Raw genomic sequence first — 24,821 nt, forward strand, 5'->3', positions numbered from 1 at the left:
CGTTCGGCGCGGCTGCCGAAGCGCAGGCCGCCGATCTGCGTCTGGCCGCCCAGGCTCATCAGCGTCACCCCGGCCTCGGCCAGGCGCTTGCGGCCCGCGTCCTGTGCGCCCGCGTCTTCCAGCGCGGGCAGGGCGACCGCCACGGTCTTGGTCAGCTCGTCGCCCTCCAGGTTGATGCCGCGCAGCACCACGGTCAGGCGGCCGTTGTCCGGCAGCGCCGCGGCGATGGCCTGCATTTCGGCGGCCGGACGGCTTTCGTGGCGCGCGGCGAAATGGTCCATGAACCAATCCGGCCGGAACAGCATGAAGGTCACCAGCAGCAGCAGGCAGACCTCCAGCCGGGTACAGCGCGTGCGGAACCACCCCATGGTGGCCGCGGCGAAGGTCAGCGAGGCCAGGGTGGCGCCGGCCACCACCAGCGCCAGTTCCCAGCCGTAGCTGACGTCGATCAGCAGCAGCATGGGGTTGAACACGAACATGAACGGCAGGATGGCCGTGCGGGCCGCGTAGGTGACGCCCTGTATGCCGGTCTTGATCGGGTCTTCGCCGGAGATCGCGGCGGCCGCGAAAGTGGCCAGGCCCACCGGCGGCGTGATGTCGGCCATGATGCCGTAATAGAACACGAACATGTGCACGGCGATCAGCGGAATCACCAGCCCGTTCTGCGCGCCCAGCTCCACCACCACGGGGGCCATCAGCGTGGCCATCAGGATGTAGTTGGCGGTCGTGGGCATGCCCAGGCCCAGAATCAGGCACACCACCGCCGTGAAGATCAGCATCAGCAGCACGTTGCCCATCGACACCAGTTCGACGAAGGCGGTCATGCGCAGGCCCAGGCCGGTCAGCGTGATCGCGCCGACGATCAGCCCCGCGGTGCCGCAGGCGATGGCGATGCCTATCATGTTGCGCGCGCCTTCCTCCAGGCCGCCTATGGCCTCGCGCCAGCCCAGGCGCCAGGCCGGTCCGGTCGGCTGCTTGCGGAACCAGGCGATCAGCGGACGCTGCGTGACCATCTGGAACAGCATCCCCACGGCCGCCCAGAACGCGGACAGGCCGGCCGAGAATTCCTCCACGCTTAGGCACCACACCAGGATGCCGATGGGGATCAGGAAATACAGCCCGGCGCGCACCGTGGGCCAGGGCTGGGGGCGCACCGGATGGTTGATGTCTATGTCCTGCGGCAGGTCGGGGTGGCGCGCCGCGATGCGCAGCAGCCACAGGTACAGCGCCGCCAGGATGGCCAGCAGCACCCAGGTGGCGGCCGCGCCGGCCACCGCCTGGATGCCGGTGCCGATCCAGTAGACCGCGCCCATCACCACCAGCGTGCCGCTGATGCCCATGCCCCAGCCGGCCAGCTTCTGCAGCGGCGTGCGGGTCGGGCCCGAGGCCATCATGGGCTGGATGCCCAGCTTCAGCGCTTCCAGGTGCACGATGTAGAACAGCGCGATGTACGAGATCGAGGCCGGCAGGATCGCGTGGCGGATGATGTCGGTATAGGGGATGCCCACGTATTCGATCATCAGGAAGGCGGCCGCGCCCATCACCGGCGGCATGATCTGGCCGTTGACCGAAGAGGCGGTCTCGATCGCGCCGGCGCGCACGCCGCCGTAGCCGGCTTTTTTCATCAGCGGAATGGTGAAGATGCCGCCGGTCACCACGTTGGCCACCGAGGACGCCGACACCAGTCCGTTGACCGCGGACGACACCACGGCCACCTTGGCCGGGCCGCCGCGCAGATGGCCCAGCAGCGCGAACGACACCTGCATCATGTAGTTGCCGGCGCCGCACTTGTCCAGCAGCGAGCCCAGCAGCACGAAGATGAAGATGTACGACACCGACACGCCCAGCGCCACGCCGTACACGCCTTCGGTGGTGAGCCACATGTGCGACATCAGGCGTTCCAGCGAGGCGCCGCGGTGCGCCAGCACGTCGGGCAGCCAGGGGCCGGCCAGCGCGTAGGCCACGAACACCAGGCCCAGCACCGTCATGGGCAGGCCCAGCGCGCGCCGCGTCACTTCCAGCAGCAGCGCCAGGCCGATGGCGGCCGTGGCCACGTCCATGGTGGTGGGCTGGCCGGGGCGGCCGGCGAGCTCGTTATAGAAGATGTACAGATAGGCGCCGCAGAAGCCGGCCATCAGCGCCAGCGCCCAGTCGTACCAGGGCATGCGGTCGCGCGCCGAGCGTTTGCTGGCGGGATAGGCGAGGTAGCCCAGGAACATGGCCACGCCCAGATGCAGGGCGCGCGCCTCGGTGTCGTTGAAAATGCCCCAGTTCAGCGCGAACGGCAGCGGCGAGGCATACCAGAGCTGGAAGACGGACCAGATCAGCGCGCCGGCAGCCAGCGTGGCGCCCGCGACGCCGCCGGCATTGCGGCCTCCGCGGTCGGCGTCGGCGACCAGTTGATCCAGGTCCGGGGCCGGCGTGTGCGGCTCTTTTGTCATGTAATTCCCCTACGTTTCAGGACGCGCGCCGGCAAGCAGCGCGCGCGTGGCCCCTGCGCCCGTCGGGGCGTGAGGGCGCCAGCCGGCGGGCCGCGCATGGCGGCTCCGGCTGGCCGGTCGGTCCCGCGGCCTTAGAGCAGGCCCTTTTCCTTGAAGTACTTCTCGGCGCCCGGATGCAGCGGCGCCGACAGCCCGTTCTTCACCATGTCGGCGGCCTTCAGGTTGGCGAAGGCCGGGTGCAGCTTCTTGAAGTCGTCGAAGTTGTCGAACACGGCCTTGACCACGGTGTACACGGTGGCCTCGGGCACGTCGGCCGAGGTGACGAACGTGGCCGTGACGCCGTAGGTTTTGGTCTCTTCGGGGTTGTTGGGATAGAGCCCGGCCGGAATCGTGGCGTGGGCGTAGTAGGGATACTTTTCGACCAGCTTGTCCACCGCGGGGCCGGTCAGCGAAACCAGCTTGGCGCCGCAGCTGGTGGTGGGGTCCTGGATATTGGCCGAGGGGTGGCCGACGCCGTAGAAAAAGCCGTCGATCTTGCCGTCGCACAGCGCCGAGCCGTGTTCGTCGGGGCGCAGTTCGGAGGCCAGCGAGAAGTCCTTCAGCGTCCAGCCCATGGTGGCCAGCAGCTCTTCCATCGAGGCCCGCGTGCCCGACCCGGGATTGCCGACGTTGAAGCGCTTGCCCTTCAGGTCCTCGAAGCGCTTGATGTTGGCTTCCTTGCGCGTGACCACGGTGAACGGCTCGGGATGGATGGAGAACACCGAGCGCAGCTTGGTGTAGGGACCGGCCTGCTTGAATTGGCCCTCGCCCTTGTAGGCGTTGAAGCCGACGTCGGACTGCACCACGCCCAGGTCCAGCTCGCCGGCCTTGATGGTGTTGGCGTTGAAGACCGAGCCGCCGGTCGATTCGACCGAACAGCGGATGCCGTGGGTGGCGCGGTCCTTGTTGACCAGGCGGCAGATGGCGCCGCCGGCGGCGTAATAGACGCCGGTGACGCCGCCGGTGCCGATGCTGACGAACTTCTGCTGGGCGGCGGCGGGCGCCGGCGCCGCCGACAGCAAAGCCGTGGCCAGGCCCGACGCGGCGAGCGTCCAGGCGGTGCGTTGGCCCAAGGTGTGTTTGACGGACGTGGTCATGCAAACTCCTTTTGGGGTTTTTCCCCGTGAGATTGCCGGTCTTTGCCGGCGGTCGGCGTTGCCCGTGAGCCGCGCAACGCCCTGTGCTTATCTACACGTGCCCCTTGCGGGGGCGGACGCAGGCGCGTTCAGCGCGCCTGCGCGATGGCGGCGTCGATGGCGCCGGCCAGGCGTTCGGTCAGCTGGTCGAGTTCGTCGTCGGTGATGATGAAGGGCGGGGCCAGCAGCACGTGGTCGCCGTGGCGGCCGTCGATGGTGCCGCCCATCGGGTAGACCATCAGCCCGCGCGCCATGGCTTCGCGCTTGATGCGCGCATGCAGCGCCAGCGCCGGATCGAAGGTCTGCTTGCTGGCGCGGTCCTGCACCAGTTCGACGCCCATGAAAAGGCCGCGGCCCCGGATGTCGCCGACGTGCGGGTGCGCGCCCAGCGCCTGTTCGAGGCGGGCGCGCAGGCCGGCGCCCTGCGCCTGCACGCGCGCCAGCAGGCCGTCGCGCCGGATGGTTTCCTGCACCGCCAGCGAGGCGGCGCAGGCCACCGCGTGGCCCAGATAGGTGTGGCCGTGCTGGAAAAAGCCGCTGCCCTGCTGCATGGCGTCGACGATGCGCTGCTGCGCCATGACCGCGCCGATGGGCTGGTAGCCGCCGCCCAGGCCCTTGGCGATGGTGATCAGGTCGGGCGTCACGCCTTCCTGCTCCACCGCGTACAGCGTGCCGGTGCGGCCCATGCCGCACATCACCTCGTCGGCGATCAGCAGCACGCCGTGGCGGTCGCATACCTCGCGCACGCGGCGGAAGTAGCCGGGCACGGCCGTCACCGCGCCGGCGGTGGCGCCGACCACGGGCTCGGCCACGAACGCCATCACGCTGCCCGGGCCCAGCCGCTCGAAAGCCTGTTCCAGCTCGGCGGCCAGGCGTTCGCCGTACTGTTCGGCGCTTTCGCCTTCGCGCTGGTCGCGGTAGGCGTAGCAGGGCGAGACGTGCTCCACCTCGATCAGCAGCGGCGCGAATTGCGCGCGGCGCCAGGCGTTGCCGCCCACGGCCAGCGCGCCCAGCGTGTTGCCGTGGTAGCTCTGGCGCCGCGCCACGATGTGGCGGCGCTCGGGCTGGCCGATTTCCACGAAATACTGGCGCGCCATCTTCAGCGCGGCCTCGACCGCCTCCGAGCCGCCCGACACGAAATAGGCGTGCGAGATGCCGGCCGGCGCGTCGGCCACCAGCCGGTCGGCCAGGCGCTCGGCCACTTCGGTGGTGAAGAAGCTGGTGTGCGCATAGGCCAGCGCGTCGATCTGCGCGTGCATGGCGGCCTGGATGTCGGGGTGGTTGTGGCCCAGGCAGGAAACGGCGGCGCCGCCCGATCCGTCGAGATAGGCGTGGCCGGCGCTGTCATAGACCCAGACGCCCTGGCCGCGTACGGCGACCGGCGGCGTCTGGCGCAGGGAACGATGCAGGACATGGGTTTGGTTCATGGGGCGATTCCGCAATACAGGGGTTGAAGGCGCATCCAGCGGGAGGTCAGGCCGGACGGCGGGGCTGGCCGCCGTTCCAGTAGATGTTGTCGTTGAGCAGGCGTTGTTCCACTTCGGTCAGGCGGCTCAGCACCGCGTCGCCGCCGCGCGCGGTCAGGCGCGCGATCAGGTGCTCGGCCAGGCCCAGCAGGCCGGAGGTGGTGTGGAAGAAAGAACCGGGGCCCTGGCGCGCGGGGCGGGCCTGCACGCCGGCGCGGTCGGGCGGGGCGAAGCGCAGCGTATGGCGCGCCTCCACGGCCAGCGGCGACAGCGGGTCGTCGGTCAGCGCGATCAGCGCCACGCCGCGCTGCGCCGTCTGGCGCGCCAGCTGCACGGTGGCGGTGGGATAGGGCGCCTGGGAAATCACGATCAGCGCGTCGCCGGGGCCGAGATTGTCGGCCTGTTCGGCGGGCGCGCCGCCCAGCCCGTCGATCAGCACGCTGTTGCGGCGCACGAGCTGATACGCATAACGCATCTGGAAGGCGATGCCGAAGGCCGAGCGCGTGCCCAGGAAGCCGACCTGGCCGGCTTCCAGCAGCGTCTGCACCGCGGCGTCGAAGGCGGCCGGTGGATTCAGCGCGCACACCGAGCCCACGGCCTGGATCTGGTATTCGGTCAGTACGTCGTGCCCGCCCGGCGCGGGCTCGCCGGCGGCGGCCTGCAAGGCGGCGGCGCGCTCGCGCAGCCCGGGCTGGTTGGCCGCGGCCAGCGCCCGCTGGAAGGGCTGGCGGAACACCTCATAGCTGTCGAACCCCAGCGCGCGCGCCAGCCGCAGCATGGTGGCGGGGGCCACGCCCAGGGCCTGGGCCTGGCGCCGCATCGACCACATGCCCACTTCGGCCGGATGCGCCGCGACCCAGCGCGCCGCCCGTTGCAGCTCGGGCGGCAGGTGCTCCAGTTTTTCCTGGAGGGTGGAGAGCAGATCCGAGGGCAGCGACATGACAGGTAACGAATGGGAAAAAACACATGATAAATCTCTGTTCAATAAAAAAACATATGTTTCTCTAGGGGTTTCCGCCTAGCCCGCCGAGGGACAGCCGGGCTTGCCCCGCCCGGTGCGCAAGTCCCGCAATCCTGCTGCGATCCGCCGCAAATTCGTATTCATTTAATTACATCGTGCCGGGGTATTTTTGTTTGACTCGAATAGATCGTGCGCATATCATTCGTATAGAAATGAATTTTCACCCAACCCCTCTTTCCATGACTGACGCAGCGAAATCCGATCCCTCACAGCAGTACGACCTGCGCATTTTGCGGGCCTTGCGCCGCATCACGCGTTCGATTGCGCTGCATTCGCGCCAGCTTTCCGCCGTCAGTCACATCACTGCGCCGCAGCTCATGTGTCTGCGCACCGTGATCGGCAACGGCCCGATGACGGCCACCGCCATCAGTCGCGAGATGCACGTCAGCCCCAGCACGGTGGTGGGCATTCTCGACCGCCTGGAAGACAAGGGCCTGATCCGCCGCGAACGCGGCCGCGAAGATCGCCGCATCGTGTTCGTCACGGCCACCCAGGCCGGCCGCGAACTGGCGCAGGGCGCGCCTTCGCCGCTGCAGAAACACCTGGCCGACGCGCTCAACGCGTTGCCGGAACTGGAACAGGCCACCATCACGCTGTCCCTGGAGCGCATCGTGGCGCTCATGGAGCAGGATGGCCAGGCCGCCGTCGACACGCATGGCGATGTGTCGTCGCCCATCCTTGAAGTGCCTACGGGCGGGGCACCCCCAGAATCGGGAATCGTCGCATGAAGAAAAACGAACTGGATCACACTACCCTCTCAAGTGCCGTGGCGCCGGCGGTCAGCGAGCAGACTCACACCATGCGTCTGCCCGACCGCAAAGACGGCGCCGCCATCCACCGCCTCATTGCCGAGTGCCCGCCACTCGATCTGAATTCCCTCTATGCGTATCTGCTCCTGGCCGAGCATTTCCGCGACACCTGCGTCCTGGCCGAAAGCTCCGGCGGACGTATCGACGGTTTTATCTCCGCTTACGTGATCCCGACCCGGCCCGACGTCCTGTTCGTCTGGCAGGTCGCGGTGCACACCCGCGCACGCGGCCATCGGTTGGGCCGCGCCATGCTACGCGAGCTCTTGCGGCGCAAGGGTCTCGAGCATGTCCGCTATCTCGAAACCACGGTGGGGCCTGACAACCAGGCATCGCGCCGCAGTTTCGCCGGCCTGGCCGGCGAACTCGGCGCCCACGTCTCCGAACAGCCGTTCTTCGACCGGCAACTGTTCGGCGGCGCGGACCACGACGACGAGATGTTGTTGAGGATAGGTCCGTTCGCCTTGCCGGCGCCCTAGCGGGCGGCGCAAGCCCAGCGGGCTTATCGACTACCGGGATGGTTGGCCGATCCGGGCGCGAATACGCCCCCGGAGGGCGCTGGCCGTCTGTCAACTTATGAGATGAAGGGAGGATTAATCATATGGACTTGAAAATCTTTGACCGGATGGAGTCGGAGGTGCGGGGCTACATCCGGTCGTTCCCCGTGATCTTCAATCAGGCCAGGGGTTCGACGCTGATCGATGAGGAAGGCACCGAGTACATCGACTTCTTCAGTGGCGCCGGCACCCTGAACTACGGCCACAACAATCCTGTTCTCAAGGAAAAGCTGCTGGAGTATGTGCAGTCGGACGGTGTCGTCCACGGCCTGGACATGGCCACCAGCGCGAAGAAGCGTTTCCTGGAGACGGTGGATCGCGTGCTGCTCAAGCCGCGCAACTGGCGCTACACCTTGCAGTTCACCGGTCCCACCGGCACCAACGCGGTCGAGGCCGCGCTGAAGATCGCGCGCCAGGTCAAGGGCCGCTCCAACGTCATCTCGTTCACGCACGGCTTTCACGGCGTGAGCGGCGGCTCGCTGGCGGTCACCGCCAACATGAAGTTCCGTGAAGCCTCCGGCTACGCGCTGGGCAATACCTCGTTCATGCCCTACGACGGATACTTCGGTCCGGACGTGGACACCATGGCCTACCTGGAGCGCATGCTCGAGGACCCCAGCAGCGGCATGGACAAGCCGGCCGCCGTCATCGTGGAAACGGTGCAGGGCGAAGGCGGCGTCAACGTCGCCACGCTGCGCTGGCTGAAGGAACTGGAAAAGCTGTGCCAGCGCCACGACATGCTGCTCATCGTGGACGACATCCAGGTCGGCTGCGGCCGTACCGGCACGTTCTTCAGCTTCGAGGCCGCGGGCATCCGCCCCGACATCATCACCCTGTCGAAGTCGCTGTCCGGCTTCGGCCTGCCGATGTCGCTGGTGCTGATGAAGCCCGAGCTGGACGTCTGGAAACCGGGCGCCCACAGCGGCACCTTCCGCGGCAACAACCTGGCCTTCGTCACCGCGACGCAGGCGCTGGAGACCTACTGGACCAACAGCGCCTTCGCCGCCGAGATCCAGCGCAAGGAACGCCAGGTCCGCGACTGGCTGGAGAACCTGGTGCACAGCTATCCCAACGCCGGCCTGTCGGTGCGCGGCCGCGGCCTGATCCAGGGGCTGGTGTGCAACGCCACGCCCGCGCTGGCCAACCGCATCGCGCAGAACGCCTTCAAGAAGGGCGTCGTGATCGAGACCTCGGGGGCGCAGGACGAAGTGCTCAAGCTGCTGCCCGCGCTCACGATCGAGGAAGAGCTGCTCGGCAAGGGCCTGGAAGTCATCGAGGCCAGCGTCGCCGAAGCGCTCGCCGAAGAAGGGCAGTCCGCCCGCATTCTGAAATTTGGAGGAAAACGTCAATGATCGTACGCAATGTCAAAGATGTGATCGGCACCGCCGACGAAGTCCGCACCGACACCTGGGTCAGCCGCCGCGTGCTGCTGAAGAAGGACGGGATGGGGTTTTCCTTCCATGAAACCACCATCTTCCCGGGCGGGCGCACCCACATTCACTACAAGAACCATCTTGAAGCGGTGTGGTGCATCGAGGGTGACGGCTCCATCGAAACCATTGCCGACGGCAAGAAGTACGACCTTGGCCCCGGCGTGGTCTACGCCCTGAACGAACACGACGAGCACTGGCTGTGCGGCGGCAAGGAGCCGCTGCGCGTCATCTGCGTCTTCAATCCGCCGCTGACCGGCCAGGAAGTGCATGACAAGGAAGGCGTCTACGCACTGCCCGAGGCCGAGGCCCAGGCCGCGGCCTGATACAAGGAGGTTTGCATGATCTCACCTGCACAGGATCCGTACGCCTCGCGTACGGATCGAAGTTCCGCCATCATCGCCCGCCAGGACCCGGTGGTCTACGAGAACGGCCAGTACGCCAACGCCCTCGACGCCGAGCAGATCGGCGCTTACGAGCGCGACGGCTTCCTGCTGCTGGAAAACCTGTTCTCGGACGACGAGGTCCGGGCGCTGTCGTCCGAGGTCGAGCGCATGACGCGCGATCCCTCGATCATCCGCCGCGAAGAGTCCATCACCGAGCCGGGCAGCAACGCGGTGCGCTCCATCTTCATGGTGCACGTGCTCAACCCCGTGCTGGCGCGCCTGATGCGCGATCCGCGGCTGGTCAACGTGGCGCGCCAGATCCTCGGCTCCGAGGTCTACATCCACCAGTCCCGCGCCAACATGAAGCCGGGCTTCAAGGGCAAGGAGTTCTACTGGCACTCCGACTTTGAAACCTGGCACGTCGAAGACGGCATGCCGGCCATGCGCGCGCTGAGCTGCTCGGTGCTGCTGACCGACAACAACGAGTGCAACGGCCCGCTGATGCTGGTGCCCGGCTCGCACCGCCAGTTCATCTCGTGCGTGGGCGAGACGCCCAACGAGCACTACAAGCAGTCGCTGAAGAAACAGGAATACGGCGTGCCGGACCCGGTCAGCCTGCAGCTGCTGGTGGAGCAGGGCGGCATCCGCACCATGACGGCCAAGGCCGGCTCGGTGGTGTTCTTCGACTGCAACACGATGCACGGCTCGAACAGCAACATCTCGCCGTGGCCGCGCGCCAACGTGTTCACCGTCTACAACAGCATGGAGAACACCTTGAATCCGCCCAAGTACGGGCTCACGCCGCGTCCCGAGCACATCGCGACGCGCAAGGCGTTCAAGGCGGTCACTCCGCTGGACACCCTGAAACTGGTCGGCGGCTGAGCCGCCGCCACGCAATAGCCCGGGCCCGTCCCGGGCTATTGTTTTTGGCGCGCCGCTTTTTGCTATTCTGGCGCATTCCGCCACCCAGGAATCCGGTACGCCATGTCCGCCCGCATCCTCAGCCTGCACATCTACCCGCTCAAATCCTGCGCGGGCATCGATCTGAACGAATCCCCCATCGACCGCGCCGGCCTGGCGTGGGACCGCCGCTGGATGCTGATCGGCGCGGACGGCTTCATGACCCAGCGCCAGTGGCCGGCCATGGCCCTGATCCGCCCGGCGCTCACGGCCGGCGCGTTGCGCCTGTCCGCGCCCGGTATGCCGGACCTGGACGTGCCGCTGGACGGTTCGGGCCTGGCGTTCGAGGTGGAACAGGTCGGCGTCTGGAAGGACACGATCGCGGCCCGCCGCGAAAGCGAGGAGGCCGCGCGCTGGTTCTCCGAATTCCTCGATACGCCTTGCCGCCTGTACAAGGTCGACACGGCCGCCAGCCGGCCGGCCAAGCTGGATTGGGTGGGGCGCTGGCTCGAGGCCCATCCCGAACTGGCCGACAGCTTCGCAGGCGATCACTATTTCGGCTTTGCCGACGGCTTTCCGCTGCTGGTGGCCAACCAGGCCTCGCTGGACGACCTCAACGCCCGCCTGCAGGCCAAGGGCGCGGCCGCGGTGCCGATGGACCGCTTCCGGCCCAATATCGTCGTGCAGGGGGAATGGGAGGCCTACGAGGAAGACCATACCGCCATGATCGAGACGGCCGGCGTGAAGATGGCGTTCGTCAAGCCCTGCACGCGCTGCTCCATTCCCGACATCGACCAGCGCACCGCCCAGCGCAACGAAGAGCCGGGCCGCACGCTGTCGGCCTACCGCAATCTGGATCTGGGCGTGGTGTTCGGTCAGAACGCCATCGTCGACGCGCCCGCGGGGGCGCGCCTGAAAGTGGGCGACGGCGTGGAGATCGAACTGGATTTCTGAGCCGCCGCGCCGGGCCTCAGGCCGAGGACAGCTTCAGCCCCACCAGGCCGAGCACGATGAAGATCACGCTGGCGATGCGCATCCAGCTGGTGGATTCGCCGAACAGCACGATGCCGGCCACGAAGGCGCCTATCGTGCCGATGCCCACCCAGACCGCGTAGGCGGTGCCCAGCGGCAGCGTCTTCATGGCCACGGCCAGCAGCCAGAAGCTGATGATCATGCCGCCTACGGTAAGCAGCGACGGCCACAGACGGGTGAACCCGTGGGTGTACTTCAGGCCCACGGCCCAGACGATTTCAAAAAGGCCTGCAAGCACCAGGATGATCCAGGTCATGTACGACTCCGATTGCAGGGGCCGTCCCCGGAAGAAGGGCGCGCCGGCCCTGTGCGGCCGCACGCGGCAGCGGGCCGTCCCGCTGCGGCAAAAATTATAGAATACCGGCTTGCAGCGGCAAAACCGGATGCCGGGCATCACTCTTGCAACACCTCGCGTTCCGGGCGCGAAACCAGGATATTTCCATCATGCAACGCATCATGCTGCGGGCAAAGCTGCACCGCGTCACCGTCACTGAAGCCGACCTTCACTACGAAGGCTCGTGCGGCATCGACGAAGACCTGCTGGACGCTGCCGGCATGCGCGAGTTCGAACGCATCGAACTCTATAACGTCACCAACGGCGAACGCTTCGACACCTACATCATCAAGGCGGCCCGCGGCAGCGGCGCCATCTCGCTGAACGGCGCGGCCGCGCGCCGCGCCCAGGTCGGCGACCTGCTGATCATCTGCACCTACGGCCCGATGTCCGAGGCCGATTCGGCCGTGCACAAGCCGCAGGTCGTGCTGGTGGACGACGCCAACCGCGTCAAGGAAATCCGCAAGTTCCCGGCCTGACGCCGGGCCGCCCGCGGCGCCCGCCCCGAGGGGCGGCGCCGCGCCAACCCTGAACCGTTTCATCATGAGCTTCCAGGTCATCATCCAACCCAGCCAGCATCAATTTCCGGTCGAGCCCGGCCAGACCGTGCTCGACGCCGCCCTGGCCGCGGGCATCGTCCTGCCCTACAGCTGCCGCAACGGCGCCTGCTCCACCTGCAAGGGCCGCGTGGTTTCCGGGGAGTTCGATGCCGGTCAGTATCCGGCGCAGATCCTCTCGCCCGAGGAACTGGCCAACGGCTACACGCTGTTCTGCCAGGCCCGGCCCGCCTCCGATATGGTGGTCGAGTCCACCGAAGTCCGGCTGGCCAGCGACATCCAGATCCGCAAGCTGCCCTCGCGCGTGCAGGCGCTGGAGCGCGTGGCGCCGGACGTCACGGTGATCAGGCTGCAGCTGCCGGCCTCGGAACAGTTCCGCTATTACGCCGGGCAGTACATCGAGGTCATCCTCAAGGACGGCCGCCGCCGCAGCTATTCCATGGCCGGCGCGCCGCACACCGGCAGCCCGCTGGAGCTGCACATCCGCCACATGCCCGGCGGCGTCTTCACCGACCACGTGTTCGGCGCGGGCGAAACCCAGATGAAAGAGCGCGAGATCCTGCGCCTGGAGGGGCCGTTCGGCTCCTTCTTCCTGCGCGAAGACAGCGACAAGCCTGTCGTGCTGCTGGCCAGCGGCACCGGGTTCGCTCCGGTCAAGGCCATCGTCGAGCACATGATCCACGAGAACATCCGCCGCCCGGTGGCGCTGTACTGGGGCGGACGCCGTCCGCGCGACCTGTACATGCACGAGCTGGCGCAATCGTGGGCGGGGCAGCTGCCCGACTTCCGTTACGTGCCGGTGGTCTCCAACGCGCTGCAGGAAGACGAGTGGGGCGGGCGCACCGGCTTTGTCCACGAAGCCGTCATGCACGACATCCCCGACCTGTCGGGCCACCAGGTGTACGCCTGCGGCACGCCGCTGATGGTGGACGCGGCCCGGCGCGAGTTCAGCGCCCAGAACGGACTGCCGCCGGAGGAGTTCTACGCCGACGCCTTCACGTCCGAAGCCGACCTGGCGAAAGCCGCTTCCTGAGTAACAGGGCATTAATGGAAAGGGGCGGAACGCACAGGCCTGGAATGGTTTGTGACTTCCGCCCCTTTTTATTCCGTAGGCGAGGGCAAAACAGCAAGGTAAACTGCCGTGGCAGCAGCTTGCCAGGGATTGCGGACATCGGGTCCGCGGGCCGAGCTGGCACGCAAGGAGCAATGCGGGCATGAAAGTAGCGGTATTGGGTGGCGGCATCATCGGAATCTCCAGCGCCTGGTGGCTGAACCAGGCCGGCCATGATGTCGTGGTCATCGACCGCTGCACCGGGCCCGCCCAGGAAACCAGCCTGGCCAACGGCGCGCAGATCTCGGTCTCGTACGCCGAACCCTGGGCCAATCCGCAGGCGCCGCTCAAGCTGCTCAAATGGATGTTCCAGGACAACGCGCCGCTGCTGTTCCGCCCGCAGCTCGACTGGCGGCAATGGATGTGGGGCCTGGCGTTCCTGCGCGAATGCCTGCCCGGGCGCCTGGCGCCCAATATCCGCGCCATGGTCCGCATGGCCGAATACAGCCGCGCCACGCTGCGCGCCATGCGCGCCGAACTCGGCATCCAGTACGACCACCTCGAACGCGGCATCCTGAATTTCTACCGCGACCAGCACGAATTCGAAAGCTCCCAGCGCGCCGCCGGCCTGATGCGCGACTTCGGCGTGGAGCGCCGCGTCATCTCGGCCGACGAGGTCATCGCCATCGAGCCGGCCCTGGCGCCGCACCGCCAGACCATCGTCGGCGGCGACTACACGCCCGAGGACGAAAGCGGCGACGTGCACCTGTTCACCGTGGCCCTGGCCGAACGCTGCGCGCGCGCCGGCGTCGAGTTCCGCTACAGCACCCGCGCGACGCGCCTGCTGACCACCGGCGGCACCGCCCAGGGCGTCGAGATCATCGGCCCCGACGGCCGCTACGGCACCCTGGCGGCCGACGCCTACGTCGTGGCCATGGGCAGCTTCAGCCCCTCTTTGCTGCGCCCGCTGGGCATCCCCTGCAACGTCTACCCGGCCAAGGGCTATTCGGCCACCTTCCCGGTGATCAAGCCCGAAGCCGCGCCCATGGTCAGCCTGACCGACAGCAGCCACAAAGTCGTTTTCTCGCGCCTGGGCGACCGCCTGCGCATGGCGGGCACCGCCGAACTGTCGGGCTATTCGCGCGGCCTGAACACCGGCCGCTGCGAAGCCATGACGCGGCTGGCGCGCGAACTGTTTCCCGACGCGCTCGATTTCGAGCGCGTCAGCTACTGGTCGGGCCTGCGCCCGTCCACTCCCTCGAACGTGCCCATCATAGGCCGCAGCCGTATCCCCAACCTGTATATCAATACGGGGCACGGTACGCTCGGCTGGACGATGGGCGTTGGCTCGGGCCGGGCTCTGGCCGACCTGCTCAGCGGGCGGCGGCCGGAACCGGAATTCCCTTTTCTTGGTCTGTGAACCTATGAAGAATCTGCAACTGGCGGGCATTGCCCGCGCGATGTTCGCCAACCGGCGCGCATGGGTGTTCGGCGCCGCCATGGCGATGGCCGGAGCGGCAAACGCCGCGGCGGTGGAAATACAGGTCTGGCACACCCTGACCGACGCAAACAAGGCCGAGTTCGAAAAACTCGCCAAGCAATACAACAAAGAGCAGGATGAGGTCCGCGTCACGCTGCGCGGCTTCGCCTCGCCCGCCGCGCTGCAGCAGGAAGCCGTGGCCGCGGTAAAGGCCAAGAAGGGCCCGAACCTGCTGCAGCTGACCGACAACCACTCGCCCGAAGTCGTGGCCGAGCACAAGGCCGTGCTGCCGCTGTACGAACTGCTGGCCAAGTATCCGATCAAGGACCTCAACTGGTTCGTGCCGGCCACCAGCAGCTTCACCCGCGACAGCAAGGGCCGCCTGCTGGCCTTCCCCTGGATGGCCGAAGTGCCGGTGATGTTCTACAACACCGCCGCCTACAAGAAGGCCGGGCTGGACCCCAACAAGCCGGCCCGCACCTGGACCACGCTGCAGGGCGAACTGCTCAAGCTGCGCGACGTGGCCAATTTCGACTGTCCCTATGCCACCAGCGAACAGGTCACGGTCCACCTGGAGAACCTGGCCCCGGTCAACAACCAGCCGTTCACCAGCAACAACAACGGCCTGGGCGCCGTTAGCAAGAAGGCCGCCGCGCCGGCCATGCAGTTCGACACGCTCTACATGCGCCACATCTCGCTGATGGTGAGCTGGAAGCGTTCGCTGCTGTTCGTGGCGCACTCCGGCGACAATGCCAGCGACAAGCTGTTCGCCAAGGGCGAATGCGCGGTGCTGACCTCCAACAGCGGCGCCTTCGGCCAGTTCGTCAACACCAAGTCGCTGTCCTTCGGCGTGGCGCCGCTGCCTTACTACGATCAGGTCACCAAGGACGGCGGCAAGCCGTTCGTGAGCGGCTCGGCGCTGTGGGCGCTCGACGGCCATCCCAAGGCCGAGGAAAAAGCCACCGCCCAGTTCCTGGCCTGGCTGTCCAAGCCCGTGATCGCGGCGCAGTGGCACCAGCGCACCGGCTATCTGCCGCTGACCGAAGCCGCCTTCCGCGCATCCGACGTCTCGTTCTACGAGCGCATCCCCGGCGTGCAGGCGCTGATCGCCTCCATGAGCAGCCAGCCCACCACCAACAGCCGCGGTTTCCGCATGGCCAACTACGAACGCATCGAGCCGGTTTTCAACACCCAGCTCAATGAAGCCTTTGAAGGCAAGGTGCCGCCGGTCGCGGCCCTGAACAACGCCGCCAACCAGGCGCGCAGCATCGCCGCGCAACGCTGACCGCGTTTGCGCGCAGCCAGCCCGGCCAGTCGTACTGGCCGGGTTTTTTTATGCGCCCGCGCGCCGCTTGATCCTTCCGGGACCGGCGCGACCATTCCATCCCTGCGTACATGCCAGTCTGGCGGCGCATGGACCGCTCATCCACCATGCCGTCATGCGCACGCTTCCGATGCGCGCTAACGCTGGCGGACTGGCATGGTTCGATTCTTCCGACTCTTTCTCATCGCGGCGGGCCTGTCCTGCCTGGCGGCCTGCACAAGGCCCGCGCGGGACGCGGCTGTCTCGTCCTGGTTGGCGGCGCGGCCGGCCGAACAAGGCTTTCGCTTTGATTGGCAATTGTCCGGCGACCCGGCGGTGGCGCCCATGCAGGTGTTCGACGACGGCCGCGAAACCTGGCTGCACTTCGCGCCCGGCCAGCCGCTGCCGGCGATCTTCGGCGTCGGTCCCGACGGCGAACGCGCGCTGCCATATTCCCGGCGCGACCCCTATGTAGTGCTGAACGGCGCCTGGACCAGCCTGTCGTTCCGTGGCGGGCGGCTGGCGGCGCGGGCGCAGCGCGCCCAGGCCATGCCCGCGCCGCTCGCGCAGCCCGTCGAAACCGCGCCCGTGAGCGCCGCGCCTGAAGCTGCGCTCGCCAGCGCACAACCCATGGACAAGGCCGGGGCCGGGGCCAAGCCGCAACAGCCGCAGGAGCCGGCCGCACGCTACCGCGCCGGCCCGCCCGACGCCACGCTGCGCGCCGTGCTGGCGCGCTGGGCCGGCAGCGCCGGATGGACCTTCCAGCCGCAGCACTGGGCGGTGGACGTGGACATTCCGCTGTCGGCCACGGCCGAATTCTCGGGCGACTTCAAATCCGCCGTGCGCCAGCTGCTGGGCGCCACCGAACTCGCCGAGAAACCGCTGCAGCCCTGCTTCTACGGCAACAAGGTGCTGCGCGTCGTGCCGCTGGCGCAGTCTTGCACGCGCACGGCGGCGCCGGGCGGGGCCGCGGCATGAGGCGCGCCTGGCCAACGGTTCTGCTGCTGGCGGCGCTGGGCGGCTGCGCGATATCGCAGCGCGCCCTGGACCAGGGGCAGGCGGCCGGCGCGCGCCAGGCCGGCGTCGCCGCCCGCCAGCAGGCATTCGCCCACGGCCTGTCGGACCCGGCGGCGCGCCTGGCCGCGCAGGAGGTCGCCGCGCCGTGGCTGGCCGGCAAGCCCCAGCCCCTGGCGCGCGAAGTATCGCTGCCGCCGGCCCTGCGCGAAAACGTGCGCACCACGCTGATGCTGGCCGACGACGCCGACCTGCCCGCCGTGGCGCAACGCCTGACCGCCGCGACCGGCATCGCGGTGCGGGTGCAGCCCGACGCCTTGCTGCCGCTCGCGCTGTTCCTGCCGCGCCTGGCCGTCAACGGCGCGCTGGCGGTGGCCGCGCCCGCCCGCCTCGAAGTGCGCGCGGGCGGGCAGGCGCTGGCCGACCTGCTCGATGCGCTGGCCGCGCGCTATTCCGTGCACTGGCGCTACGCGCGCAACGCGCTGGAGTTCTATCGCACCGAGAGCCGCGTCTTCGACGTGCGCGCGCTGTCGCTGGCCAGCAAGGTCGACATCCGCCTGGGACGCGCCGGCCGCGCCGAAGGCGAGGGCTTCGCCAGCGCATCCAACACCACGTTGTCGGCCGGCGAGCACGACGCGCTGGCCATCCTGCGCGCCAACATCCTGCCGCTGCTGACCCGCTCGGGCGTGGTGGCCGAGGCCGTGGAGGGCGCCACCACCATCGTCGTCACCGACACGCCCGAAGCGCTGGAGCGCGTCGCCCGCTACCTGGAGCGCGAGAACAAGGCCTTGACGCGCCGGGTCCGCCTGCTGTTCGAGGAAATCACCGTCACCGCCAACGATACGGCGGCCGGCGGCATCGACTGGAATGCCGTCTATGCCGCGGCCGGCGCCAGCTTGCGCCTGGCGCTGCCGGGCGGCGGCGACGGCGCGCTGACGGCAAGCTCGGGCAGGGGGCCGTTCCAGGGATCGCAGGCCATCGTCTCCGCGCTCAGCGCCGTCGGCGCCGTCGTGCGGCACACCAAGGTCCCGGTGCTGACCCTGAACCGCCGGCCCGTCACCCATGCGGTCAGGACCACTTTCTCCTACATAGACCGGGTGCAGAGCACCGCGGTTTCCGGCCCCGCGTCGGGCGGCGGCGCCAGCACGCTGCCGGCCGTCTCCATCAGCCAGAAGGAAGAAACGGTAGGCTCGTTCCTGACGCTGCTGCCCGACATCCAGGAGGACGGCCAGATCCTGCTGTCGCTGGCCTACGACAACGCGGTCGCGCAGCCCCTGAAGACCGTCAGCTTCGGCGAGCGCGGCAACCAGGTCCAGGTGCAGCAGATCACCGTGGACGGCAACGGCACCGTGCAGCAGATCGAACTGCGCCCGGGCCAGCCCATCATCGTGTCCGGCTTCGACCGCAGCCAGGACGAACACGAGCGCCGCCGGCTCGCGCCCGGCGCGCCGCTGCTGGCCGGCGGCCAGGACAGCGCCGCGTCGGCGCGCACCACCACGCTGGTGCTGGTGACGGCCCAGGTCGAAGAGGGCTACTAGGCATGGACGGCAACACGCCCACGCTGCTGCTTGCCTGCCCCGGGTCCGGGCGGACGCTGGCGTTCGGCCTGCGCTGGTTCGCGCTGATTGGCTCCAACACGCCGGCGCTGGCGCGCTCACGCGGACGGCGGCTGCGGGCCAGCCACTACGTCGTGGGCGGCGCGCCCGCCGCCATGGCCGGGTACGGCCGCTTGAAGCCGCCGCGGCAAGGCGGCTGGCGCGCCAGCCGTGCGCCGGTGCACGCCGCCGCGCAGCTTTTCGCCTTGCTGTATCCCGACGGCGGGCACTGCGTGGTGCCGCTGCCCAACGGCGCCCATTGGTTGGTGGCGGCCCAGCGCGGCACCGTGCTGTCGCAGACCGACCGGGTGTACGCGTCGCGGGACGAGGCCTTGCGCGAGCAGCAACAACTGCTGGCGCAGCGTCCCGCCTTGCCTGCGCGCCAGGCCGACGCCGTCTGGGCGGCCCTGCAGCAGGCGGCGGACCCCGCTTCCCGGCTGAACGCGCTGTCCAGCCGCTGGGCCGAACTGCCGCTGGCGCTGCGGCTGTTCCTGGCCTGCGCCGGGCTGGCGGGCGCGGCGCCGCCGCTGTGGAACGCCTTGCAGGCGCAAGGGTCCGCGCTGTTCGCCACCGCGGACGACGCGGCCGAAGACGCAGCGGCTCTGCAAGATCCCGTCCTCGCGCTGCTGCAGACCACGGCGGCCCATCGTCCTTCCGAACTCGCCCGCCTGCTGGCCAGTGTGGGCAGGCTGCCCATCCAGGTCCGGGGCTGGGCGTTGACGCGCGCGCAGTGCCTGGCGCAGCCGCGGCGCTGGGCATGTTCGGCGTCCTACGTCCGCACCCATGCCTACGCCACGAACCAGGCGCTGCATGCGTCGCGGCCGGCCGGCTGGGACCTGTCGTTCCAGCCCATGGAGGCGGCCACGCTGTCCTGGCGGCTGGCGTCCAGGCCGGTATGGCTGGCCGACTTGCCGCTGCCCACCGGCGAGCAGGTCGATACCCAACTGGTCACGGCCTTGCAGCGCCTGCTGCCGGCATTTTCGGCCGTCGTCCTGGCCGCGCCTGCGGCGCTGCCGCTGTCCGCGCCGGCCGCCGCCGCGCCGCCAGGGCGGGCCGTCCGCCATCGGACGCTGGTCTTGCGCGGGCCGTTGCGTTCGCTGGCGCTGCTGCCCGACACGATTTCGACGGCGCGCTGGTCGCGCCTGGCGCTGGAAATCCAGCCGCAGCCGCGTCCCGCGCTGGCCGCCAGCACGCTCGTCGCCGAATTGCACGGAGAACTCTATGAACAGGATTAGGGCGGACCGCAAGCCCGCGCCGCGGCTGCTTTACGGCGTCACGGCGGCAACCGCGCTGGCAATCTCGCTGGCGCCATGCGCGCGCGCCGAGCCGCCGCCGGCCGCCGAACCGCAGGCCTGGCCGGAAGCGGAAACCGTGCGCATGTTGCTGCGCGCGGAAGCCGCGGCCGCGCTGGCGGATTGCAGCGTGCCGGGCCGCTGCCCGGCGGGCGCGGACCAGACGCCGGCGGCCCCTGCGGCCGCGCCCGCCGTCCGGGCCGACGACGACATCCGGGTGCTGGCCATCTACGGCACCGCGCGCCGCCTGCGCGTGGATCTCGACGTCAACGGCGCGGTGCTGCGCTACCAGGCCGGCCGCGGCGCGCCCGTCGCGGGCGCGGCCGTGGCCGGCGCCTATCGCCTGCTGGCCATCGAGGACGCCTGCGTGCGGCTGCGCCGCGACGGCCTCGAACGCACCGCCTGCCTGGACCTGGGCCGGAGCCTGCCATGAAGCCCGTTCCCTTGTTCCCCGCGGGGCCGGCCGATCGCGCGCCGGCGCTGCAGACGCCGGAAGACATCGCCCGCATGACGCCGGCGTTCGTCCGCGCGCTGGGGCGCGAATTCGACCTGGCCGCGCTGTCCGGCCGCTTGTGCCCGGTGCTGCTGGCCAACGGCGAGGTCGCCGTGTTCGCGGTGAAAGACTACCTGCTGGGCGACCAGATCGACGAGATCGAACGCATGGTCCGGGCGCGGGGATACCGGCAGGCGCAGGTGCCGCGCTATCGGCTGCCGGCCCCGCTGCTCCTGATGGTGGCCCGCGGGCAGCTTACGGTGCCCGGCCTGGCCCGGGACGGGGCACAGCAGCAGGCGCGCGTCTCCGCGCTGGCGGCGCTGTTCCTGGACATCGTGCGCTGGGGCGTGGCGCAGGGGGCGAGCGACGTGCACATCAACGTCGACCGGCGCCGCGAGGCCTGCGAGATCCGCTACACCATAGGCGGCGAGTACGTCGCCGCCGGGCGCTATGCCGGCCTGTCGAACGCGACCCTGCTGGAGGTGCTGGCCGTGGCGTGGATGGACGTCAGGGGCGGCAACGGCGCGGTGTTCGACCCCGCGCTGGAACAGCAGGGCCGTATCGCGCTGGACGTGGACGGCACGCCCATCATGCTGCGCTGGGCCTCGCTGGCCACCGACGCCGGGCCGTCGGTCTGCCTGCGCATCCTGCGTCCGGACGCGACCGCCGCCGGCGACCTGCAGGCGCTGGGCTACCTGCAGGACCAGGTGCGGACCCTGGAGCGCGCCCGCGAACGCGAGGGCGGCGCCATCGTGCTGGCCGGCGTGGTCGGCTCCGGCAAGTCCACCACCATCGCCGCGCTGATGCGCGGCATCGCGCCGGCCCGCAAGGTCATCACGCTCGAAGATCCGGTGGAATACCTCATCGGCAACGCGCTGCAGAACACGCTGGGCGGGGCGCTGGACCAGTCCGCGTGGCCGGCGTTCGAGGCCAAGCTCAAGACCGTCAAGCGCTGCGCGATGAACGATCTGCTCATCGGCGAAATCCGCGACCTCGACACCGGCCGGGCCTTCATGGACCTGGCCGGCTCCGGCGCCAGCCTCTACACCACGACCCATGCGGGTAGCGCCGCCATGATTCCCGAACGCCTGGCCTCGGCGGCGATCGGCGTGTCGCGCGATTTCCTGGCCACGCCCGGCATCCTCAAGCTGCTGGTCTACCAGACCCTGCTGCCGCGCCTGTGCGACCGTTGCGCGTTGCCGGCCGACAGCCTGCGGACGGCAGGCGACGCGGCCGGCGCAGACAGCCGGGCCTGGATGGCGCGGATCGCCGCCGCGTTTCAGCTCGACCCCGGCGCGCTGCGCGTGCGCAACGCCGCCGGCTGCGCCGATTGCCGGCGTGCCGATCTGCCCGAACTGAACGGCATCGCGGGCCGCTGCGTCGCCGCCGAAATGATCGAACCGGAGCGCATGGAGGGATTCCTCGAATGCGTGCGCACGCGCGACAACCTCGGCCTGAAACAGGCCACGCGGGGCGCGCAGGCGCTGCACAGCGCCCTGTACCGGGTCAACCTGGGGGAAATCGATCCGCGCGCGCTGCCGCGCCGCTTCGACCTGGACGCGGCCATGCGGCAGGCGGATGCCGGGGAGGGCGCATGAACGCCCAGGCCTGGGGCTGGCCGGCTGTCCGCGCGTGGCTGCTGCGCCTGGACGCCGCGCGCTTTCGCCCGCACCGCGCAGACTACTACGAGTACCTGGCCGACCTGGTCGAGGGCACGCAGGGCCGCAAGAGCCTGCGCGACATCTTCGAAGACGACGCGCGCCGGCATGGCCAGGATTCGGTGCGCGGCCGCTTGTCGGCGTATTGGGCGAGCGCCTACCAGGAGGCCGGCGGCGACCTGGGCGCGGCCTGGTCGGACACGCTGCCGGCCAGCGAATGCCTGCTGCTCGCCTGCGTGCAGGACGAGGGCGGCGATCTGCCGGCCGCATTGCGCGACCTGGCGCGCGCCCTGCGGCTGGCCGCGGACGCGTGGCTGGCGCTGGCGTCCACCGCCGCGGCCGGCGTGGCGGCGGCCGGCGTGGCTTTCGCCATGCTGTGCGCGATTCCGTTTTTCAGCGTGCCGCAGCTGCAGCACGTGTTCCAGACCGTGCCGGCCGAGGACTACCCCGGCCTGACCCGCGCCCTGTTCGCGTTCGCCCAAGGCCTGCGGACCTGGCTGGCGCTGTGGCTGGTGCTGGTGTTCGGGCTGGCGGCGCTGAGCCTGTGGTCGCTGCCGAACCTGACCGGGCCGCTGCGGGCGCGGCTGGACCGCTGGCTGATCTGGCGGCTCTACCGCGATTTCCAGGCCATCCGCTTTCTGTCGCTGCTGGCCGTGCTGATCCGGCAGCACGGCGCCGCCGACACGCGCCTGCGGCGCGCCCTGGCCGTCCAGACGCGCGACGCGCCGCCGTGGCTGCACGCGCATCTGCTGGACATGCTGGGCCGGATAGACGCCGGCCTGGCCGGCGCGGAGATATTCGGCACCGGCCTGCTGGAGGCGGACGTCTGGTGGTATCTGGCCGACATGATCGACGCCCTGGGCATGGAGGCGGGGCTGGCGCGCGCGCGCCGGCGCGTGGAGCAGCGCCTGCTCGCGCGCGTGCGCCGCCAGGCGCAGGCGCTGCGCTGGATGCTGCTGATCTCGTCGGTGGCGGCCGTGCTGGGCATCACGCTGTGGCACTACGGCGCGATCGACGAACTGCGGCAGGCGCTGACCAATTTCTATGCCGGCCGGTAGGGGCGCCGGCGCTTCATCTCATCCAGGAGACCAGCATGCGGCTTTTCCGTGAATTCCCTTCCAGCCCGGTGCGGCAGCGCGGCTTTTCGCTGATGGAGGTGTCCATCGCCACCGCCATCGTGCTGTTGATCGCCATCGTCGGCATTCCGGCCATCGGCGCCTACGTCATCGAGAACAAGGTGCCCAAGGTGGGCCAGGAACTGCAGCGCTTCATCGCCAGCGTGAAGATCAACGGGCTGGGAAGCGGCGTGGCGCCGTATGCGGGCCTGGACACCGGCGCCATGGCCAACGCGTTGCGCGATTCCAGCGTCCTGTCGGTGGAGGGCTCGGGCAGCGGGGCGCGCATCGTGCATGGCCTGGGCGGCAGCGGCCAGGGCGCGAACGGCGTGGTCCGGGTGGCGGCGGTCGCGGCCGGCAGTCCGCAGCCGGGGTCGGCGTTTTCCATCACGCTGACCAACGTCAGCCACGCGGCATGCCCGGCGCTGGCTTCGGTGCTGCAGCGCATGTCCGAAATCATCTCCATCGGCGGCAAGGGCGGCATGCGGGTGGTCAAGGACTCGCTGGCCACGCCCGCCATCCCCTACCGGGCGGCGCAGGCCCAGGCGCAGTGCAGCCCGGGCGACGTCAACACCTTCGTGTTCACCGCCAGATGACGCGGAGCGCGCATTCCGGCGGCAGGCAGCGCGGATTCTCGCTGCCGGGCCTGGCGCTGGCCCTGGCCCTGGGCGCGATGGCGGCGATCTGGGCCTCCAACCGGCAGGTCCAGCGGATCGAGGACGCGGCGGCGCGCGCCACCGGGGTCTGGCTCACCCAGGTCAGGCTGGCGCTGGCGCAGGCGCTGTCGCGCCACTTCGACGCCCTGGTCCAGGGCAAGCCGCCGCGCAGCCCGCAGGGCGCGCCGCTGTTCGCCAGGCCCCTGGCTCCCACGCTGGGCGAACTGCAGGCGGCCGGATTCCTGCCCGCTGGTTTTCCGGCGCGCTCGGCCCTGGGATTCGGCGTGCGCCTGCGCATCGTGCGCAGCCCGGGCTGCCCGAAAGCGCCATGCCGGCTGGACGGGCTGGTCTACAGCGCACGGCCTTTGTTCAAGAAAGGCGCGCAAGCGCCCGATCCGGTCGGCATGGCGGCCGTCATCGAGGCCGCCGGCGGCTATGGCGGCGCGGTATGGCCCGACACCCCGGGACGGCTGCGCGGGGCGGCCTTCAATTTCGCCAACCCGCCGGCTCCCGGCGCGCCGGCCCACGCGCCCGGCACCCTGGCGCTGTGGGCGGGGGAGGGGCCGCAGGCCGCCCAGCCCGACCTGGACCGCTACGTGCGCATCGGCGACACTCGCGACCCCATGCTGCAAGGGCATCTGAGCGTGGCCAATTCGGCCGTGGTCAACGGCTACCTGACCCTGCGGTCGCGGGCCGAAGAAGGGCAGTATTGCGACGTCGCCGTCGGCGCCATGGCCAATTCGGGGCGGGGCGATCTGCTGACCTGCCAATCCAATGTCTGGCGGCCGGCCAGCGGCGGCTTCGGCGGGGCCTACAGCACGAACTACCCGCTGGGCTGCCGCCATTACACGGGCGTGTCCACGGCCAATCCGCGCACCGGCGCCTGCTCCTGCCCGGCGGGCTACCATGGGGTCATCGTGTCCGCGGGCGGCAAATGGACCGAAACGGAGGGCTGGACCACCGGCTACGTCTGCGTGCGCTGACGCCGGGGCCGTCGCCTGGCGCTCATCCTGGCCGCCAACCCTCTATAATCAAAAATTCGCCTAAATCCTGCTTCAT

General features: G+C 69.4%; 23 protein-coding genes. 18 read left to right on the plus strand and 5 right to left on the minus strand.

What is annotated here, in order from left to right; translation table 11 throughout:
- The 4 genes from A6B37_RS24980 to A6B37_RS24995 form a co-directional block, all read right to left on the minus strand.
- Window positions 1–2,441: TRAP transporter fused permease subunit (locus A6B37_RS24980; RefSeq protein WP_111827282.1), on the minus strand; the 2,441-nt coding region annotated here is incomplete at its 3' end.
- A 131-nt stretch (window positions 2,442–2,572) separates the two neighbouring features.
- Window positions 2,573–3,577, minus strand: coding sequence for a TAXI family TRAP transporter solute-binding subunit (locus A6B37_RS24985; protein WP_111827226.1), 1,005 nt, complete (start codon window positions 3,575–3,577; stop codon window positions 2,573–2,575).
- Window positions 3,578–3,705: 128 nt separating this feature from the next.
- Window positions 3,706–5,043 carry an aspartate aminotransferase family protein gene (locus A6B37_RS24990; RefSeq protein ID WP_102771759.1) on the minus strand — a complete coding sequence of 446 codons (1,338 nt, stop codon included), beginning with the start codon at window positions 5,041–5,043 and terminating at the stop codon, window positions 3,706–3,708.
- 46 nt (window positions 5,044–5,089) lie between these two features.
- A complete protein-coding gene (locus tag A6B37_RS24995) occupies window positions 5,090–6,022 on the minus strand; it encodes a MurR/RpiR family transcriptional regulator (RefSeq protein WP_111827227.1) in 933 nt (310 codons plus the stop codon).
- Between the two features lie 260 nt (window positions 6,023–6,282).
- On the opposite strand from A6B37_RS24995, the gene A6B37_RS25000 reads away from it, so the two are divergent.
- The 6 genes from A6B37_RS25000 (at window position 6,283) to A6B37_RS25025 (ending at window position 11,136) form a co-directional block, all read left to right on the plus strand.
- A complete protein-coding gene (locus A6B37_RS25000; protein ID WP_102771757.1) occupies window positions 6,283–6,831 on the plus strand; it encodes a MarR family transcriptional regulator in 549 nt (182 codons plus the stop codon).
- Window positions 6,828–7,388, plus strand: a complete 561-nt coding sequence (ectA, locus tag A6B37_RS25005; RefSeq protein ID WP_102771756.1) for a diaminobutyrate acetyltransferase — start codon at window positions 6,828–6,830, stop codon at window positions 7,386–7,388. The genes A6B37_RS25000 and ectA overlap by 4 nt, the downstream gene beginning before the upstream one ends.
- A 122-nt stretch (window positions 7,389–7,510) precedes the next feature.
- On the plus strand, window positions 7,511–8,818 hold the full coding sequence (gene ectB / locus A6B37_RS25010; protein ID WP_102771755.1) for a diaminobutyrate--2-oxoglutarate transaminase: 1,308 nt from the start codon (window positions 7,511–7,513) through the stop codon (window positions 8,816–8,818).
- Window positions 8,815–9,222 carry an ectoine synthase gene (locus A6B37_RS25015; protein ID WP_102771754.1) on the plus strand — a complete coding sequence of 136 codons (408 nt, stop codon included), beginning with the start codon at window positions 8,815–8,817 and terminating at the stop codon, window positions 9,220–9,222. The genes ectB and A6B37_RS25015 overlap by 4 nt, the downstream gene beginning before the upstream one ends.
- Window positions 9,223–9,237: 15 nt before the next feature.
- The gene (thpD, locus tag A6B37_RS25020) at window positions 9,238–10,164 is read left to right on the plus strand and encodes an ectoine hydroxylase (protein ID WP_102771753.1); all 927 of its coding nucleotides are present in this window, start codon (window positions 9,238–9,240) and stop codon (window positions 10,162–10,164) included.
- A 102-nt stretch (window positions 10,165–10,266) separates the two neighbouring features.
- On the plus strand, window positions 10,267–11,136 hold the full coding sequence (locus tag A6B37_RS25025; RefSeq protein WP_111827228.1) for an MOSC N-terminal beta barrel domain-containing protein: 870 nt from the start codon (window positions 10,267–10,269) through the stop codon (window positions 11,134–11,136).
- Between the two features lie 16 nt (window positions 11,137–11,152).
- Here the strand turns inward: A6B37_RS25025 and sugE are convergent, their stop codons facing one another.
- A complete protein-coding gene (sugE, locus tag A6B37_RS25030) occupies window positions 11,153–11,470 on the minus strand; it encodes a quaternary ammonium compound efflux SMR transporter SugE (protein ID WP_102771751.1) in 318 nt (105 codons plus the stop codon).
- 188 nt (window positions 11,471–11,658) lie between these two features.
- Between sugE and panD the strand changes: the two genes are divergently transcribed.
- The 12 genes from panD (at window position 11,659) to A6B37_RS25090 (ending at window position 24,745) form a co-directional block, all read left to right on the plus strand.
- Window positions 11,659–12,027, plus strand: a complete 369-nt coding sequence (gene panD / locus A6B37_RS25035; protein ID WP_043541431.1) for an aspartate 1-decarboxylase — start codon at window positions 11,659–11,661, stop codon at window positions 12,025–12,027.
- A gap of 64 nt (window positions 12,028–12,091) precedes the next feature.
- Window positions 12,092–13,138 (plus strand): CDP-6-deoxy-delta-3,4-glucoseen reductase, encoded by a 1,047-nt coding sequence (locus tag A6B37_RS25040; RefSeq protein WP_111827229.1) that lies wholly within the window; start codon window positions 12,092–12,094, stop codon window positions 13,136–13,138.
- A 181-nt stretch (window positions 13,139–13,319) separates the two neighbouring features.
- Complete coding sequence (locus tag A6B37_RS25045) at window positions 13,320–14,576, plus strand: D-amino acid dehydrogenase (RefSeq protein WP_102771749.1); 1,257 nt, start codon at window positions 13,320–13,322, stop codon at window positions 14,574–14,576.
- A 4-nt stretch (window positions 14,577–14,580) separates the two neighbouring features.
- Entirely contained in the window at window positions 14,581–15,921 is a 1,341-nt protein-coding gene (locus tag A6B37_RS25050; RefSeq protein WP_111827230.1) for an extracellular solute-binding protein, read from the plus strand.
- 195 nt (window positions 15,922–16,116) lie between these two features.
- On the plus strand, window positions 16,117–16,917 hold the full coding sequence (locus A6B37_RS25055) for a TcpQ domain-containing protein (protein ID WP_111827231.1): 801 nt from the start codon (window positions 16,117–16,119) through the stop codon (window positions 16,915–16,917).
- Window positions 16,914–18,491, plus strand: a complete 1,578-nt coding sequence (locus tag A6B37_RS25060) for a hypothetical protein (RefSeq protein WP_111827283.1) — start codon at window positions 16,914–16,916, stop codon at window positions 18,489–18,491. The genes A6B37_RS25055 and A6B37_RS25060 overlap by 4 nt, the downstream gene beginning before the upstream one ends.
- A gap of 2 nt (window positions 18,492–18,493) precedes the next feature.
- Window positions 18,494–19,783, plus strand: a complete 1,290-nt coding sequence (locus tag A6B37_RS25065; RefSeq protein ID WP_111827232.1) for a type 4b pilus protein PilO2 — start codon at window positions 18,494–18,496, stop codon at window positions 19,781–19,783.
- Window positions 19,770–20,273 (plus strand): hypothetical protein, encoded by a 504-nt coding sequence (locus A6B37_RS26000; protein WP_102771745.1) that lies wholly within the window; start codon window positions 19,770–19,772, stop codon window positions 20,271–20,273. Before A6B37_RS25065 ends, A6B37_RS26000 begins: the two co-directional genes overlap by 14 nt.
- Complete coding sequence (locus A6B37_RS25075; protein ID WP_111827234.1) at window positions 20,270–21,931, plus strand: ATPase, T2SS/T4P/T4SS family; 1,662 nt, start codon at window positions 20,270–20,272, stop codon at window positions 21,929–21,931. Before A6B37_RS26000 ends, A6B37_RS25075 begins: the two co-directional genes overlap by 4 nt.
- The gene (locus A6B37_RS25080) at window positions 21,928–23,049 is read left to right on the plus strand and encodes a general secretion pathway protein (protein ID WP_111827235.1); all 1,122 of its coding nucleotides are present in this window, start codon (window positions 21,928–21,930) and stop codon (window positions 23,047–23,049) included. Before A6B37_RS25075 ends, A6B37_RS25080 begins: the two co-directional genes overlap by 4 nt.
- 35 nt (window positions 23,050–23,084) lie before the next feature.
- Window positions 23,085–23,702, plus strand: coding sequence for a type 4 pilus major pilin (locus tag A6B37_RS25085; protein ID WP_102771742.1), 618 nt, complete (start codon window positions 23,085–23,087; stop codon window positions 23,700–23,702).
- On the plus strand, window positions 23,699–24,745 hold the full coding sequence (locus A6B37_RS25090; protein WP_111827236.1) for a prepilin: 1,047 nt from the start codon (window positions 23,699–23,701) through the stop codon (window positions 24,743–24,745). The genes A6B37_RS25085 and A6B37_RS25090 overlap by 4 nt, the downstream gene beginning before the upstream one ends.
- Window positions 24,746–24,821: the final 76 nt, after the last annotated feature.

The organism is Achromobacter sp. HZ01, from assembly GCF_003267925.1.
Lineage (GTDB): Bacteria > Pseudomonadota > Gammaproteobacteria > Burkholderiales > Burkholderiaceae_B > Achromobacter > Achromobacter pulmonis_A.